We start from the raw sequence: 15,766 nt of genomic DNA on the forward strand, positions 1-15,766 counted from the left end.
ATGGGACCAACACGAGGGTTGACGTCAAACCCGCACAGTGCGGCCAGTGTTCGCCGACTCCAACGCGCATTCCGCGAGGCGGAGCGCCTTCAGACCATCGTAGACGCTGGTGGGGAGCGGCTTGTTCTCAGCCAACGCCTCAATGAAGGCATCCAGTTCGGCCTTATAGGCTTGCTGGTAGCGCTCCAGGAAGAAGTTGAGCAGCGGCTCGCGGGCATCCGTGGCAGTGCGGGACCAGCGGCGGATTGTCGTCGGGCGAAGATTGTCCTGGAGAAGCATCCCGGTGGAGCCGAAAACCTCGATCCGCTGGTCGTAACCGTAGACCGCTTCACGGCAATTGTTGATGTGGCACTGCTTACCGGTCGCGGTCTTGAGTTGGACCATCACCGTGTCGAAGTCGCCATACTGTTCGAGGCTGGGGTCGATCAGGCGGCTGCCGACGGCCGTAACTTCGACCGGCTCCTCGCCCAGCAACCAACGGGCGATGTCGAGATCGTGGATCGTCATGTCGCGGAAGATGCCGCCGGAGCTTTTTACGTAGGCAGCCGGCGGCATTCCAGGATCGCGGCTGCTGATGATGACCTGGCGGACCTCGCCGACATCGCCGGCGTCGACGGCTTCACGCATCCGGGCAAAGGTGGTCTCGAAGCGACGGTTGAAGGCCAGCATAACGCGCCCGTTCAGACGCTCGACCTCAGCCACCGCTGCCCTGCTCTTGTCCATGTCCAGGTCGATCGGCTTTTCGCAAAGCACCGGCTTGCCGAGTTCAACCGCCTTCAGCATCAGCGCCACATGGGTGTCCGTCGGCGTTCCAATCACGACAGCGTCGACATCGGGACGCTCGATGGCCGCCACGCAATCGGACATTGCTTCCGCACCCAGAGCCTGAGCCAGGGGGATCACAGCGTCGGCGAATGGATCGGCGATCGCGACAAGCTTCGCCTTCGGATTGGCCGCGGCGTTGCCCGCGTGAATTTTGCCGATGCGACCCGCGCCGAGAACCGCGATACCAAGCATGCTCATCTCCCAACCAATGTTCGGTGGGCGTCGATCCACGACGCCGAATTGATCCAATCCGCCGGCGAAATGCCAACGGGACTTACGCCGCGGGAAAGCGAACCGGCTCGAACTGCCGCATCGTCGTTTCGTAGGCGCGCTGGGCCGCTGCTGCGAGCGGAAGCTTGCGCAGCTCCGCCGAGATCAGTTCCACCCCCCAGTAGCCGCGGTAGCCGACATCCAGGATTGCCTGAATGAAAGCGGGAACATCCAGGGCACCCTCACCGCACAGTTTGCGGTGGTGCGTGGAGTCGTTGAAGAGAGAGCCGACGATCATTTCGTCCGCGTCGTCGAGTTCGACGGCACGCAGTCGACCGGCCGGAATTTTTGCAATCTCATCGAAGCTCATGCCGCCGCGGGCCACATGCCAAGTATCGACAAGCAAGCCGCCGTTGGTGTTGTCCAGCCCGTCGACCAGAGCAAGCCCGCGGTCGATGCTGTTGATGCTCGCGAACGGCAGAAACTCGACGACGATGTCGATGTTCCGCTCCGCGGCCCTATCGCAGATGACAGCGAATGCATCGCGCATCCGGGGAAGGTCAGGCTCACCCTCCTCAAACACACCGCCGCCGAGCTTGATCTTCTTAATCGACAGTTCTGATCCGATGTCGAGCATTTCGCTGAACACGCGGTCGGACGCGTCCCGACGCGCACCGTCGAGATGCCAGTCCACCAGGAACTCCAACTCGACATGCCGGATCCCATTGTCGGCGAAAATGCTCTTCACCGTCGGCAGGCCATAGCTCTTGATCGAATGCGTCATGTCATCAAGGACGAACCCCATTCCCCGCCAGCCCACGCGGGACGCAACCTCTGCACGCTCCCGCAGAGAAAAGGGGCTGATCTCACTTTTCGCACCAGGGTAGGTTTCCCCGGCAATCGTCCAGTAGGAGGCAAGAAGATCAATATCGGAGATGTTCATCGAACGATCCTGGTTAAGTCACACAGGCAGTGATGGCGAAGTCTTGCAGATCTGTGATCGACCTGCGGTATCAGCCGGCCGCGTGCGCAGAGGGCGCGAGAACGAAGTCCCAATTTACGAGCAGGAACGGGGAAGGCATTCCATACTCCGTCGCAAGATGTTGGTCGTCCACTTTGTCGAACGTCGCGACGAGGTCCCGCTTAACGCCGAAGACGGCATCTTCAGCCAGATAGGGACAGTCGGGAGTGAAGATATGGGTGATCACACGCTCGTATCCCGGCGCGGACACGATGAAGTGGAGATGCGCGGCACGGTTCGGGTGGCGGTCGACAGCCTGCAGCATCTTCCCAACGGGGCCATCGTAGGGGATGGGGTAATAACGCGGCTTTACCGTCTGAAACCAGTAGCTGCCGTCCACTTCAGAGCTGAAAGTGCCACGCAGATTGTTCTCAGGCTGAATGCCCTTCTGCTGCACGTCGTAGAAGCCGTCATTGTTGGTCTGCCACACCTCGACGGTCGCTCCCGCCACAGGTCGGCCTTGAACATCCACAACGCGCCCCCGCACGAGTGCCGGCTCGCCCTTGCCATCAAGGCAAATGTTCTCTCCGTTCCGGTAGTGGGGGCTTCCTTCCACGTAAAACGGCCCAAGGATCGTGTTCGGCGTCGCGCCGCTGGGTCGACGATGGTTGATCGAGTCTACCAGCATGGTGACACCGAGAACATCAGACAGCAGGATAAATTCCTGGCGCCAGCTGTTGCACATGTGCCCGGTGTCTGTCAGGAACTTGATGGCGGCGAACCATTCATCTTGGGTCGGCTCGATTTCTTTGATCGCCGCGTGCAGGTGCTTCGTCAGAACGGCAAGAATTTGCTTGAGCCGAGGGTCCGCTGCATCGCCCATCCGCGCGTTAACGACATCAGCTGACGTTTCTTCGTCAAAGTAGCCGTTGCCCTGTTCGTGAATTGCCGACTTGTTGGACGTCATCCTCAGGCTCTCCATTGGTTGTTTCGCGTGCGTCCTTCTGACGGGAACGCCTCTGAATAACTTGGTCCCATCTTATCTTACCGATTATCGAATAGAAGGATTGTTTGCGAGAATGACATTTGCAGAAAATGGGAAAATAGGGCCAGAACGCCATCAACCTTGATGCCATTTGCCGAGTAAGAGAGCCCGCGGTTATATGCCAAGATATTGAAACAACACAGATTTTTCGAATGTCCGAGCTTTGGCGCACGTTGATAGCCGATTTCGACCGATCCGGTTCGTAATCGGTGGTGGCGAAGCAGCCCCGGGCGATCGCTTGGCATCGCAACGTCGGATGCGTCGCGGATCGCATCCCACAGCTTCGGGAGAGATCTTGCGGCGGCTTCTCTGAAGCTCGCGTAGGTTCTGAGTAGGATTGTCTCGATGGAGGTGAAGTGGGGCCAAAAGGCGACGGAACTCTCAATGTGGTACCCAGTCGCTTGATCGTAAGCGCTACGAACGCACCCTTCTTCCCGAAGTGTCTTCCGTAGCCGAGATTGCGCGCGGGTTCACGGGAGACGGAGGGCACGATGGGAGAAGGCGTCAGGCTTCATCCCAGACTTGAAGCCATGGATGAAGGCAGGCCGTATCGGCGGATTGAGGTGATCACGGGGCGGCGGCGGCAGCGGCGCTCGTATACGGCGGAGGAGAAGGCGCGCATCGTGGCTGAGAGCGCGGCGCCGGATGCCAACATCTCCGAGGTGGCGCGGCGTAACGGGGTGAACCGCGGTCTGCTTACGGTTTGGCGCCGGCAGGCGGGCATCGTCCCGCAAGTGGCTCCGGTTGAGATGCCGCTGTTCGTCCCCGTCACGGTCGCCGAGGATCCTCCTCATTCAGAAGATCGACGTCTGACAGCCCGGGAGCCGGTGCCGGACCGGATCGAGATGGATTTGCGAAGCGGGCGGCTCGTGTTCCATGGCGCGGTTGATTCCAGCTGTCAGTGCCGATTGGATACTGGTCCATCCGCATTCCCGGTGCAGCAGAAGAGCCTGAGCGTGGCCATTCATGCGGCCGCGAGAACGCGATGACGCAGCAAGTCGAAGCCGCCACGGCCGTTCATCATGCGCTTGATCGTCTTCAACTTACTGACCTGCCCCTCCACCGGTCCGGTGCTCCACGGCAGCGACAGAGCCGCCCGTACCGCGGCGAGATCGCGCTTCAGACCATAGGCGAAGCCCGCCAAGCCGGTACCGTCCGCCGTCGACAGCCATCCATCCAGTTCTCCAGCCCTTTGCCCCCGGACCATTGCCCGAAAGGCGCGGGCCACGGTGATGACGTGTGCCAGTTCCGACGAACGGGCGATCAGGGCTGAGACGAAGGCCTGCTCGGTCGTGTCGATCTCATGCTCGTTGGCAATCACCAACCATGCCGCCCGTCGGCGCGACGGTGCCGGCCATGATGCCGATGCCATGAACGCTGCGCTTCGTACAGCCTGTCGCAGAGGCCGTGCCCAGTCCCGAACCAGTGTCCGCTGACCGATGAAGCCGCGGGACTTGATCTCCCGCCAGAGCTGAGCGGCGTTGTGGCAGCCGTCATCCCGGCGCTGCTGCAGGTGGTCGAGGAACGGATCAAGGCGGCTCCCCTTGGCCGGCTGACGCCATGCCGGCGGCTGTCCAGATCGCAGCCACACCCGCACCGTCTTGCGGTCGAGGTGGAGCGTTTCCGCGATGCGCGTTTGCGACCACCCGCGGGCCTTCAGCGCGACGACCTCTTCATAGCGGGCATGGCGAGCGGCATGAAGGGCAGCGCTTCGCTGCTCTCGCCGGGTTGGTGGCCTGGAAACCTCGTTCGCCTGCGGCACGTTCAATTCCCTTTCGGTTTCTCCCGCCGGAGCGACAGCCAGCTTGGCGGCTGCTCGAAGGTCGCGGTGATGGCGGGTGAGGATCTCGCGCAGGGCATCGGTCAGATTGTGCAGGAGATGTCGGGTAGCCGGGCTCCGTTGCCGAAGCCCAGCCCCCTCAGAACCGGACGTGACGATCTCCCGTCATCCGGCTCAAGCCTCCGCCGCCCGGTACCCGATCCGCGCGTGGTGTCCATGGTGGCACCACCGGTGTACCAGTTGCAGGTTGTCGATCTGGTCAGATCCGCCGAGATACCGTGGGATGTCGTGATGCTCGTCGATCAGAGGAAGGTCCTCATCTGGATCGAATCCAACACGACACATCGCGCATTGAAAGTCTTGTCGCCGCAACAAGGCCAATCGCATGGGAGAGTGCATCGTCACCTTCATGCGTCGTTGCTGCCGCTCTTCCCAGTAAGCCTGGTCGTCGGGATTGAGCGGGCTTCGCTTTCCTTGAACCTTGCTGTGCCGGGTGATTGGAATGTCGTCGTGCCGAGCGAGCCGGGTACGGCCATCCACGAAATTCCATTTGGCGTCGAAGTAGCGCGACCGGACCCAGGCCGCCGACTTGGTCGGGTGGCGGCGCTTGGCCCAGTGCCACAGCTTCGCGTGGACATGATGGTCCATGGAATGGAACGTCCGCTTCGAGGCGCCATGCCGATAGTAGTTCGCCCATCCCCGGATCAGCGGGTTGAGCTCGCCGATGACTTGGCTGGCGGTTGCCTGACGATGGCCGCTCAGATAGTCATGGATGGCGCGCAGATGCTGTACCACCTTCGCCTTCTGAGGGGTCGTCAGGATCACGCCACGATACCTCCGCACGGTGAAGCCGAGGAAGTCAAAGCCCTGGTCGATATGAACGATCCGGGTCTTCTTCTCGCTCAGCGTCAACCCACGCTCACGGAGAAATCGCGTCAGCGTGGGGACAACATACGTCTCCAAGACTTCACGTGTCGGTGCCGTCACCACCAGATCGTCGGCATAGCGCACCAAACCGAGGCCACGGTTGAGGCCGTGACGCCGGCTTGGACGAACGGGGCGACCCCGTGTGTCTTCGGCTCCGAAGAGCCGCTCCGTGCCGTCGAGGGCAATGTTGGCCAACAGGGGCGATGCAATACCACCTTGCGGTGTGCCGGCCGTCGTTGGCGTCCATGTGCCCAGTTCCACCGTACCGGCCTTGAGCCAGCGATGGATGGTGGTGGTGAACGTCGGCAGCCTCGCCAGCAGCGGATCATGTCCGATGTTGTCAAAGCAGCCGGAAATGTCCGCGTTGAGCACCCATTCACTCGCGCCGGCGGGAGCCAGCATCGCGTGCAGGGCGACGATCGCATCCATCGTGCACCGTCCAGGCCGGAACCCGTAGCTGTTCGCCTCGAAGCGTGTCTCCCATTCGGGTTCCAGCGCCATCTTGACGAGCATCTGCAAGGCTCGATCCCGGATCGTCGGAATGCCCAAGGGCCGCTTCCGGCCGTCCGCCTTCGGGATGTACACCCGGCGGACCGGTTGTGGGCGGTAGTCCTTGAGGCTCAGATCAGTGCTCAACCTCATCCGGCCCTCGGGCGTTTTGCACACCACGCCATCGATGCCGGGAGTGTTGCGGCCAGTGTTCTGCTGGGTAACCCGGCGGACCGCCAGCCGTTTTGCGGATGTAGAGCGGACCAGGAGCTTCTGCAGGTTCTTCACCTGCCGCCCGTTCCCAGCCGCCGCGGCACGGTAGATGCGTCCTTGAAGGCGCTTCACGACCGCTTCCGTCGTGGTCCAATCGATCTCGGACCACGCCATCGTCGGCGGACGTTCACCGGAATGTTCGGTTTTCACCATCTAACGTCTCCGGCAATTCCAAGCACCCCAAGGGGGCTCGACCGTTGAGACCATGGCGGAAGTCTGCGCCCTTTCGGGCTGGGTATTTCCTCATCATCGAGGCCCTATCCATCCCATTACAGGATGGCCTTCGCTTTCTCCGCCTTCCTCTACCCCCTTCACCATCTCCTTCCTTGCGGTTGGCATACCGTCGCCTCGCGGCAGACGGGATGAATGGGGCTTACCCTGTTGTCTGATGTGGAGAAGCGGATGGGGAGGCTGCGCCCTATAGTCCGGCGGGTCTTCGTGCCACCGTCGTCGGTGATGGCAACCGACGATCCGACCCACGTGCCATTTTGGCGCCGGCCTGTCAGCACCTTTGGCCGGTTGCGGATGACGGACCTTGACAACGGGCATTCACTTGCGTTCAGCCTTCCATCCTCTGCTGGGCCGCCTCCGGATTGGTGCTCCCAGATTGTGGCCGTTGTCCCCAGAGCTTCAGACGTCGGATTACTCCTTCGCATGTCCGGGTAGCAGCACTTGGGTGGACAAGGTTCCTTCATAGGACACTCCAACATCAAACCTTGCGGATCGTCGGGAAGGTGTGTTTCCCGACAACCCTCAGGTCACACGCCACCGGTCCGCGACCTGAACGGCGGTGGGCGCACCTTGGCGGACGCCATCAGCGTAGGCGCCAGCACGATCACGAGCGACAATCTCGACGCCAGGATGAGCTTTCAGCCATGCGGCAACGGTGTCAGCTTGGCGGTCAGGCAGCAGGTCGATCGGACAATTGCGCTCAAGATCGACCAGAATGGTGCCGTAACTCTTGCCGCGGCGCCACGCCCAGTCGTCGATGCCGATGATGCGCGGTGTTGGGATCGGCGCCATCGTCTCCGCCCGGATTAGACGCAGCAGCGTGTCGCCGCTGACCGGCATGGCGAGCCGGGTGGCCAACCGGGCGCCGGGATCCCCGCCGGCACTCAAGGCGATGGTGCGCTGCGCCTCGGCAAGCCGGCGGGTGCGCCTGACCCGCGGCGCCGTAATGGTGGGCAGGCGTTCGGCGAAGACGCGGCGCGGGCAATCCGTTGTAGGGCAGCGGAAGCGGCGGACCTGCAGACGCAGTTCACCGACCCGACCCTGCCAGGGCAGGTCACCCAGGCGACGGTCGTAACGGCTATGGACGCGACGCGATGGTCGGCCGCACAAAGGACAGGCCGCCGTGGCAGCACGGACATGGGCTGCCACCATGACACGATCGGCGTCGAGTGTGACCTGATCGACAATGAGGCCGGGCGGCAGCAGGGAAAGCAGCGATTTGGACAAGGATTCTGGTGCTCAGGAGGATAGATCGTTCCTTTTATGTGCTCACTCCGCTGCCGCCTGACATCTGACCTGCACCGGGAATGCGGATGGACCAAACTTCATTCGGCCTTTACAGACGCGCCTGATCGAGTTCGGCCGGCTGCCGGCTCTGGCTCGACGACAGCGCGGCGAACGGCGTCCGGGAACTTTCGCCTTCCTGGGATTCACCCACTACTGCGGGTGGACGCGGGACGGCCGGTTCATTGTGAAACGCAAGACACAGGCAAAAAGGCTGGCCCGCAAGTTGGGAGCGCTCCGCCAGGAAATGAAGAGGCGTATGCACCAGCCCATCGCCGAGCAACATCTCTGGCTCTGCCAAGTGTTGCGCGGCCACTACGGCTACTACGGCTACTACGGTGTGCCTCACAACTATCCTGCCCTGAGCGCTTTCCTGCAAGCAGTCCGGCGAATCTGGTACCACGTACTGCGACATCGCAGCCAAAAGGCCCGATGCCTCACCTGGGACCGCTTCAAGGCCCTCGTCCTGCGCTACACCTTGCCGACACCAACGATCACACGACCCTGGGCGGAGAGACCAGCATGACGTGGGTTACCCTCGGGAGGAGCCGGGTGCGGGAAAGCCGCACGCCCGGATCTGTGAGGGCGAAAGCCAAATGGCTGAGCTACTCGACCGCTATCACCATGGAAAGCCTAAAACGAGCTGTGCCAACCTGACTCCCCTGACCCGCTCCACATTGCCGCGGAGCAGACCGGCGGCCTCACCCGCCGAAGAGCACAGAACCCCCTCAGACACCACGCCTCGGGGCACGATCACCACGATGGGTGTTCCCTATAGCTCCACTCGGTGGCCAGAACCTCGGATTGATACGAAAGGCATCGAGCACCAGGCGCAGAAACGGAGTCTCGACCGTTTCGCGCAGGCCTGACATAGAAGGTCTGAGCGGCTTCCACTGCACCACTTATAATGATCCAACACGATAAACGATGGTACCTGCCTCAAGGTGTTTAAGCTGAGGTAAAGGCCAAGTATCAGGAAATAGGGCGTGTTCCTGACATGCTGAACCTGACGGTCAGCTTCCTGCCGTCCCTCGAAGCAACGTTGATAGACGAAACGGAATCTCCTCAACCACGCAATACTTAGCTTGACCAAAGATTATTGTAATCATTGGATTTAAAACGCTCAACGAGAGCCTCGACAAACACCCGCACCTTTGCAGGCATGAAGGCTCTCGTTTGGAAAGCTATATTCATGGTCAGCATAGGCAAGTGCCAGTCATCAAGGACAGAGACCAGTTTTCCAGAGGCGAGATCATCGTATATGATGTACTTGGGCTGTACCAAAACACCAATATGGTCTAGCGCAGCTTTGACAACGACCTGTCCGTCATTTGTTGATAGAAAAGGAGTTACGTGTATCGTTGCGCTCTCTTCATTCTTTTTGAAGGACAATTCGTTCGGATTCAAAGCATAATCATAGATTAGCATCTTATGTCCGGCAAGATCAGCCGGCTCTTTGGGTGTGCCATAAGCTTCCAGGTACTGGGGGGAAGCTGCCAACACCCGTCGTGTTTTCGCCAACTTCCTGATGGTCAGCGCTCTATCCGCTTCAAACTGACGTGTCCTTATGGCAACGTCGACATTGTTGTCGATAATGTCGAGATAGCGGTTCGCGGCTACGATATCTATCGTGATATCAGGATAGCGAGCAGAGAATGATGACAGCATCGGTTCTATGTGGAGAAGACAAAAGGACAGGGAAGCGGTTACCCGCAACAGTCCCGAAGGCTTGACAACGATGTCCTGAACCGATGCGTCGGCTTCTCTCATATCTGCAAGGATGGACTTGCAGCGGCGCCTATATTCGCTTCCGGCCTCCGTCAGAAACAACTGACGAGTCGTGCGTTGGACAAGCCTAACGCCCAGACGTTTTTCAAGTTGGAACAATATACGACTTGCAGCAGAAACCGAGAGTTGAAGGGCTTCGGCCGCTTTGCTGATGCTGCCCGAGTCAGCGATCTGAACGAAAAGTTCGATTTGACGGAACTGATCCAAGTTAACGTCCCTCAAACATCGTTGGTCTCCGTCGACATCCATAAGCCGGCTGTTTTAAAAACCGCTGCGGGTCGGCTGCTGAAACAGATCCAGTGATCATGACACAACCGATCGCTTGCAGACTGGTCAAAGCGACAGGCTGCAGTCACTCTTGCCAGAGGAAGCCCCGTCATCGGCCGAGCCACACACGCATTGGCCAGGATACTATCCAAGCTTTTTCCCAGATTTAGCAAATGTTATTTGCTCAAACAATCCTTATCATCCACGGTTTCTTGCCTATACTAACGTGGCAGTGTCAAATAAATGTCCGCCGGATTCAGCTCTATATCTAGACGAAGGGTTGCTTCGTTGTAAGTTCGTATATGATCAACACGAAGCATCATCAGCAGATGATGAGGCGTATTTTTTCCTTTGTCTGGACATTTATTTAAATGAGATAGGATTTTTTATTAACGTCTCATGTAAATGCCGCCTTCTTGTCAGTCTTGATTGTTACAGAGTCAATGAGGAAGGTGGCGCTAAGTCCACGTTCAGCAGCTCTAGGCCTGTGGTGGCAGCAACAAACCGTTTGATCTTTGGGAGGGTTCCAGCTTGAACAGCCTGCTTCTGCGACACAAAATCCCCTGTGCTGTGGTGGCATCTGCAGTCCTTACCGGCTTGCTGCTTGGCGGATTCGCCTATGTGACGGCGATGGAACGGTTGAGAACAGCCGCACAGGACAAGCTGGTGGCGCTCGCTGATGCCCGGGCTCATAGCGTCCAATCCTACATCGAGGGGTTGGAGGGTGACATCGTCTTGACGGCCAACACCCGTTCAATGCGTGATGCTGTCATGGCGCTGCACGATGGCTGGCGGACTGAAAGCCAACGTGGTGATCCTGCGGCCTCGTTGCGCAAGCGCTACATCGATGACAACCCCTATCCGGCCGACGAGCGTTACCGACTGGAGAAGCCAGACGGAATAACCATCTACGATATGGCACACCTTAGGCTGCATTCGTGGATGACGGATTTGATGCATCGCCGCAAGCTTGCCGATGTGCTGGTGGTGATGCTGGACGGCAGGATTGTATATAGTACAGCGAAAGGCAGTGACTTTGGGGCTACGGTCACCTCCGGTCCACTGCATGTGCTGCTGGAAGACATAAAGCTCGATACAAGGCTTGGCACCACAAGGGTAGCCGATTTTTCTGCCTATGCGCCAGCCGGCGGGGTTCCCTCGGCCTTCCTTGCTACTCCGGTCGTCCTTCAGCAGGCGGATGGCGGTGTTCAAGCGCTCGCGACGCTAGTTTTCCGCCTCCAGTCCGATGGCCTGGACCGGATCATGCGCGCCAAAGATGGAATGGGTGATACCGGTGACACTTTCCTGTTGGGGGACGATGGCCTAATGCGCAGCACGCCGCGTTTCTCAACAGAAGCGGCCACATTGAAACGTTATGAGGGTGGCGCCAAGGAAACGATCTCTGCCAGCCGCGATCGTACCGGTATTGTCGAGGCGCGTAACGTCGGTGCCACCGGTCAGGCGCTCATCGCTTACCGCCCGCTAATTCACCCCACCTTGACGTGGATGGTGCTGGCGGAAGCAGCAGTCGAAGAGGTTCTCACACCCGTCCGCATCATGCGAAACCAGATGGTCGTCGCTGGTGCGGGCATGGTGCTGTTGGTATGCCTTGGCGGTATCGCCTTCGCCCGAGGCATCACACGTCCGCTGTCGGCCTTGTGCGAAGCGATGCAGCGCCTGGCGGCCGGCGACCGGCAGCTCCCGGTTCCGGCGCGGGATCGGGGTGACGAGATCGGGCGAATGGCCGATGCCATGCAGGTGTTCAAGGATGCGTTGATCGAAGCTGATGCGCTTCACACCGAGCAGGAACGCGCACGCGAATTGGTCGGCGAGCGAACCCGTCAACTCGAGCAGTTGACGGATAGCTTTGACAAACGGATAGGCAGCATTGTCCATGCTGTGGCTGGCGCCGCCGACGGTCTGGAAACATCAGCCAAGTCAATGAGCACCGACGCAGACAAAACGCTAAATATCGCAACCGAGGTTGCCACCGCTGCCGAGCAGACCGCAGCAAACGTTGGGACCGTTGCTATCGCTGCGGAGCAACTGCGCGCCTCGATCAATGACATTGGCCACCACATCGGGGAGTCGGGACGTATCACTCGGGCCGCCATCTCGGCTGCGAGCCAGGCTGGCGATACAATGGAAGCGGTCGTCGACACGGCGAAACGCATCGGCGCTGTCGTTCAACTGATCCACGAGATCGCCGCCCAGACTAACCTGCTGGCGCTCAACGCCACCATCGAAGCGGCCCGCGCGGGGGAGACAGGAAAGGGCTTTGCCGTGGTGGCTAATGAAGTAAAGCATCTGGCTGCTCAGACCGCCAAGGCGACGGACGAGATTCGTGGGCAAATCGGCACCATGCAATCGGTTACCGATGGAGCGGCGGTGGCCATCGGCCAAATCGTCTCGGTGATCGAAGACATGGGCCGCATCTCCGGCATCGTCGCCGAGGCTGTCGAGGAGCAGGGGACCGCGACCAAGGACATCGCCGCCAACGCCAATCAGGCGGCCAAGGCAACTCAATCAGTCAACTGCGTCATTGAAGGGGTGGCGTGTTCGGCCGAAACCACCAAAACGGTGGCCAACGAGGTCCTGGCATCCTCGCAAAATCTGACACGGCAAGCGCGCTACCTGCGCGAGGAAATCGAGCAATTCTTGTCCAGCGTGAGAGCGGGATAGGCGCTCGGACCCGCATCAATGAGTTGAGCTACTATGAGACATACAAATCATCCGCGTAACAAGATGCTTGTCACTTTAGGAAAATCATATTTGCGCTTTCTGGGAAAGTTCAAAAAGGCCGCAACCGGGCAACCTCCATTTGCGCGTCCATAGGCGCTAAGTGCCTGATTTTAATGGAACGTAAAAAGCCGAATCGGAGGTGCTGCCAAGTCTCATTAGAAAGCGTTGTGCGATTATCGGACATTCGTGCTGTAATCGCTCTTGACGACATCCAGCGTCGGACCGCATCACAGTGAAGACGCCAAATAGGCGTTCGATTACCGGACAATTGTGTGGGAGGAAATGGTGATCGACAAAAGTATGTCATCGCCCGAAGCGGCGGTTGCCGACATTTTTGACGGAGCGTCGGTGATGATCGGCGGCTTTGGTGCGGCCGGAATGCCGGATCGCCTGATCGAAGCGCTGATCGCGCAAGGTGCGCGTGATCTCACCGTCATCAACAACAATGCAGGAAATGGTGACGCCGGTCTTGCGGCTCTACTGAGGGAAAAGCGCGTACGCAAGATCATATGCTCGTTTCCGCGCCAATCAGACTCGCATCACTTCGATGCACTCTATCGGGCAGGTGAAATAGAGCTGGAACTGGTGCCGCAGGGCAATCTTGCCGCACGCATACATGCTGCCGGCGCCGGTCTCGGCGCAATCTTCACGCCAACCGGCTATGGCACGCTTCTGGCCGAAGGCAAGGAAATACGTGAGATCGATGGGCGCAACCATGTCCTCGAATACCCAATCCACGCTGATTTCGCGCTGATCAAGGCGCAATCCGGCGACCGCTGGGGCAATCTCGTCTACCGCAAGACCGCTCGCAACTTCGGTCCCATCATGGCGATGGCTGCGGCTTGCACGATTGCTCAGGTGAACGAGATTGTCCCATTGGGCGCGCTCGATCCAGAGACGGTCGTGACGCCGGGCATTTTCGTCCAGCGTGTGGTGATGACAATGGCCTCGGCTGCTGCCGCCTGACAGGAGAATGACCATGAAGCGCATGGACCGCGATGCTATGGCCCGTCGTGTTGCCCAGGACATTCCGGAGGGCGCCTACGTCAATCTTGGCATTGGTTTGCCGACCCGCGTTGCCGACTTCCTGCCGCCTGACAAAGAGATTTTCCTGCAGAGCGAAAACGGTCTGCTGGGAATGGGGCCCGCGCCGGCTCCAGGCGATGAGGACCCCGAACTGATCAATGCGGGCAAGCAACCGGTGACACTTCTCCCCGGAGGCTGCTTCTTTCACCATGCCGACTCTTTCGCGATGATGCGTGGCGGCCATCTCGACATCTGCGTTCTCGGCGCCTTTCAGGTCTCGGTGCGAGGCGACCTCGCCAATTGGCACACGGGGGCCGCCGATGCCATTCCAGCTGTCGGCGGCGCGATGGACTTGGCGATCGGGGCCAAGCAGGTCTTCGTCATGATGGACCTGCTGACCAAGGCTGGCGGTAGCAAGCTGGTCGAGCAATGCGATTATCCCCTGACTGGGCTTGGTTGCGTGTCACGCGTCTACACCGATCTTGCCATCTTCGAGGTAGGCGCCGGCGGCGCCCGCGTGATCGAGACAGTCGACGGCCTTGGTCTTGAAGCGTTGCGAGAGTTGACTGGCCTTCCTCTTAAACAGGCGTGAACGAGGATTCGTGATGACCAATGCCTTCATCTGTGATGCGGTACGCACCCCGATTGGCCGTTACGCCGGCAGCTTGTCCGGCGTGCGCGCCGATGACCTTGGGGCTTTGCCACTGGCGGCGCTGTTGACCCGCAACCCTGGCCTTGATCCCAAGGCGATTGAAGAGGTGTTCTACGGCTGTGCCAACCAGTCGGGAGAGGACAACAGGAACGTCGCACGCATGAGCTTGCTGCTCGCCGGCCTGCCTCACAACGTACCAGGCGTTACGCTAAATCGCCTCTGTGCCTCCGGCCTCGAAGCCGTCGGAGCTGCAGCGCGTGCGATCCGGACCGGCGAGATGGCATTGACCATCGCCGGCGGCGTGGAGTCCATGTCCCGGGCACCATTCGTGATGGGCAAGTCGGCTACGGCATTCGGACGTGCACAGACACTTGAGGACACGACGATGGGGTGGCGTTTCGTCAACCCACGGCTAGAGGCGCTCTACGGTGTCGAGACCATGCCGCGCACCGGAGAAAACGTGGCGGTCGACTATGGTGTGACGCGTGCTGACCAAGATGCATTCGCCGCCCGCAGCCAGCAGCGCGCCGTCAGCGCGCAAGCCAATGGCTTTCACCACGCGGAGATTATCCCGGTCGCCGTCCCGGGACGCAAAAAGGGCGAAGTGGATCAGGTCTCCGTCGACGAGCATCCGCGTGCCGGAACGACGATCGAGACGCTCAGCACGCTGAAACCGCTGTTTGGTCCCGACGGGACAGTTACCGCCGGCAACGCCTCAGGTATCAATGACGGCGCAGCCGCGATGATTGTCGCCAGCGAGTCGGCCGCCAAACGCTTTGGATTGACTCCGCGTGCACGCATTCTTGGGATGGCTTCCGCTGGTGTAGAACCCCGAATCATGGGCATTGGCCCGGTGCCAGCGGCACGAAAGCTGATGGAACACCTTGGTCTGAGAATCGAGCACTTCGATGCAATCGAGCTCAACGAAGCCTTTGCGAGCCAGTCGCTCGCAGCTCTGCGGGAGTTTGGCCTCCCAGATGACGCTCCCCATGTGAATCCCAATGGTGGAGCGATTGCTCTTGGCCATCCGCTTGGGATGAGTGGCGCCAGGCTAGCGTTGACACTCACGCACCAGCTCGAGAAAAGCGGCGGTAGACGCGGTTTGGCCATGCTGTGCGTTGGCGTCGGCATGGGACTCGCTCTCGCAATTGAGCGTGTGTAGTGGTGGTAACCGTCCGACGATGCTTTCAATTACCCACATCCGGCCGGGCGGCCGGTGATGGTGGCCTCCGCCTCGAACCAGGACGATCTCCAGCCTGTTGACAT

At 59.9% G+C, this 15,766-nt stretch carries 11 protein-coding genes and 2 pseudogenes; 5 read left to right on the top strand and 8 right to left on the bottom strand.

The window, feature by feature from the left end:
- Positions 1-24 precede the first annotated feature (24 nt).
- From iolG to FZ938_RS25940, 3 genes are all read right to left on the bottom strand, one after another.
- Positions 25-1,017, bottom strand: a complete 993-nt coding sequence (gene iolG, locus FZ938_RS25930; protein WP_149201217.1) for an inositol 2-dehydrogenase — start codon at positions 1,015-1,017, stop codon at positions 25-27.
- Positions 1,018-1,099: 82 nt separating this feature from the next.
- A complete protein-coding gene (locus tag FZ938_RS25935) occupies positions 1,100-1,978 on the bottom strand; it encodes a sugar phosphate isomerase/epimerase family protein (RefSeq protein ID WP_149201218.1) in 879 nt (292 codons plus the stop codon).
- Positions 1,979-2,048: 70 nt separating this feature from the next.
- Positions 2,049-2,963, bottom strand: coding sequence for an intradiol ring-cleavage dioxygenase (locus FZ938_RS25940; RefSeq protein ID WP_149201219.1), 915 nt, complete (start codon positions 2,961-2,963; stop codon positions 2,049-2,051).
- A 569-nt stretch (positions 2,964-3,532) separates the two neighbouring features.
- Here FZ938_RS25940 and tnpA point away from each other — a divergent pair.
- Positions 3,533-4,030 carry an IS66-like element accessory protein TnpA gene (tnpA, locus tag FZ938_RS25945; protein WP_149201220.1) on the top strand — a complete coding sequence of 166 codons (498 nt, stop codon included), beginning with the start codon at positions 3,533-3,535 and terminating at the stop codon, positions 4,028-4,030.
- Here tnpA and FZ938_RS25950 read toward each other — a convergent pair.
- The 5 genes and pseudogenes from FZ938_RS25950 to FZ938_RS25970 form a co-directional block, all read right to left on the bottom strand.
- Positions 4,006-4,956: pseudogene (locus tag FZ938_RS25950) on the bottom strand (transposase); the annotation flags it as partial. The gene tnpA and the pseudogene FZ938_RS25950 overlap by 25 nt on opposite strands.
- 39 nt (positions 4,957-4,995) lie before the next feature.
- Positions 4,996-6,663 (bottom strand): group II intron reverse transcriptase/maturase, encoded by a 1,668-nt coding sequence (gene ltrA, locus FZ938_RS25955; protein ID WP_149201221.1) that lies wholly within the window; start codon positions 6,661-6,663, stop codon positions 4,996-4,998.
- Between the two features lie 606 nt (positions 6,664-7,269).
- Positions 7,270-7,968, bottom strand: a pseudogene (locus tag FZ938_RS25960) (ISL3 family transposase); the annotation flags it as partial.
- 109 nt (positions 7,969-8,077) lie between these two features.
- Positions 8,078-8,311: a hypothetical protein gene (locus tag FZ938_RS25965; RefSeq protein WP_149201222.1), complete on the bottom strand. Its 234-nt coding sequence runs from the start codon at positions 8,309-8,311 to the stop codon at positions 8,078-8,080.
- 794 nt (positions 8,312-9,105) lie between these two features.
- Complete coding sequence (locus FZ938_RS25970; protein ID WP_149201223.1) at positions 9,106-10,020, bottom strand: LysR family transcriptional regulator; 915 nt, start codon at positions 10,018-10,020, stop codon at positions 9,106-9,108.
- 591 nt (positions 10,021-10,611) lie between these two features.
- Here FZ938_RS25970 and FZ938_RS25975 point away from each other — a divergent pair.
- The 4 genes from FZ938_RS25975 to pcaF all read left to right on the top strand — a co-directional run bounded on the left by FZ938_RS25975 (position 10,612) and on the right by pcaF (position 15,662).
- Positions 10,612-12,762: a methyl-accepting chemotaxis protein gene (locus tag FZ938_RS25975; protein ID WP_149201224.1), complete on the top strand. Its 2,151-nt coding sequence runs from the start codon at positions 10,612-10,614 to the stop codon at positions 12,760-12,762.
- 342 nt (positions 12,763-13,104) lie between these two features.
- Complete coding sequence (locus FZ938_RS25980; protein ID WP_425529381.1) at positions 13,105-13,788, top strand: 3-oxoacid CoA-transferase subunit A; 684 nt, start codon at positions 13,105-13,107, stop codon at positions 13,786-13,788.
- A 13-nt stretch (positions 13,789-13,801) separates the two neighbouring features.
- A complete protein-coding gene (locus tag FZ938_RS25985; RefSeq protein ID WP_149201225.1) occupies positions 13,802-14,440 on the top strand; it encodes a 3-oxoacid CoA-transferase subunit B in 639 nt (212 codons plus the stop codon).
- 13 nt (positions 14,441-14,453) lie between these two features.
- The gene (pcaF, locus tag FZ938_RS25990) at positions 14,454-15,662 is read left to right on the top strand and encodes a 3-oxoadipyl-CoA thiolase (protein WP_149201226.1); all 1,209 of its coding nucleotides are present in this window, start codon (positions 14,454-14,456) and stop codon (positions 15,660-15,662) included.
- Positions 15,663-15,766: the final 104 nt, after the last annotated feature.

The sequence above is a fragment of the Azospirillum oryzae genome (assembly GCF_008364795.1).
Taxonomy (GTDB): Bacteria; Pseudomonadota; Alphaproteobacteria; order Azospirillales; family Azospirillaceae; genus Azospirillum; species Azospirillum oryzae.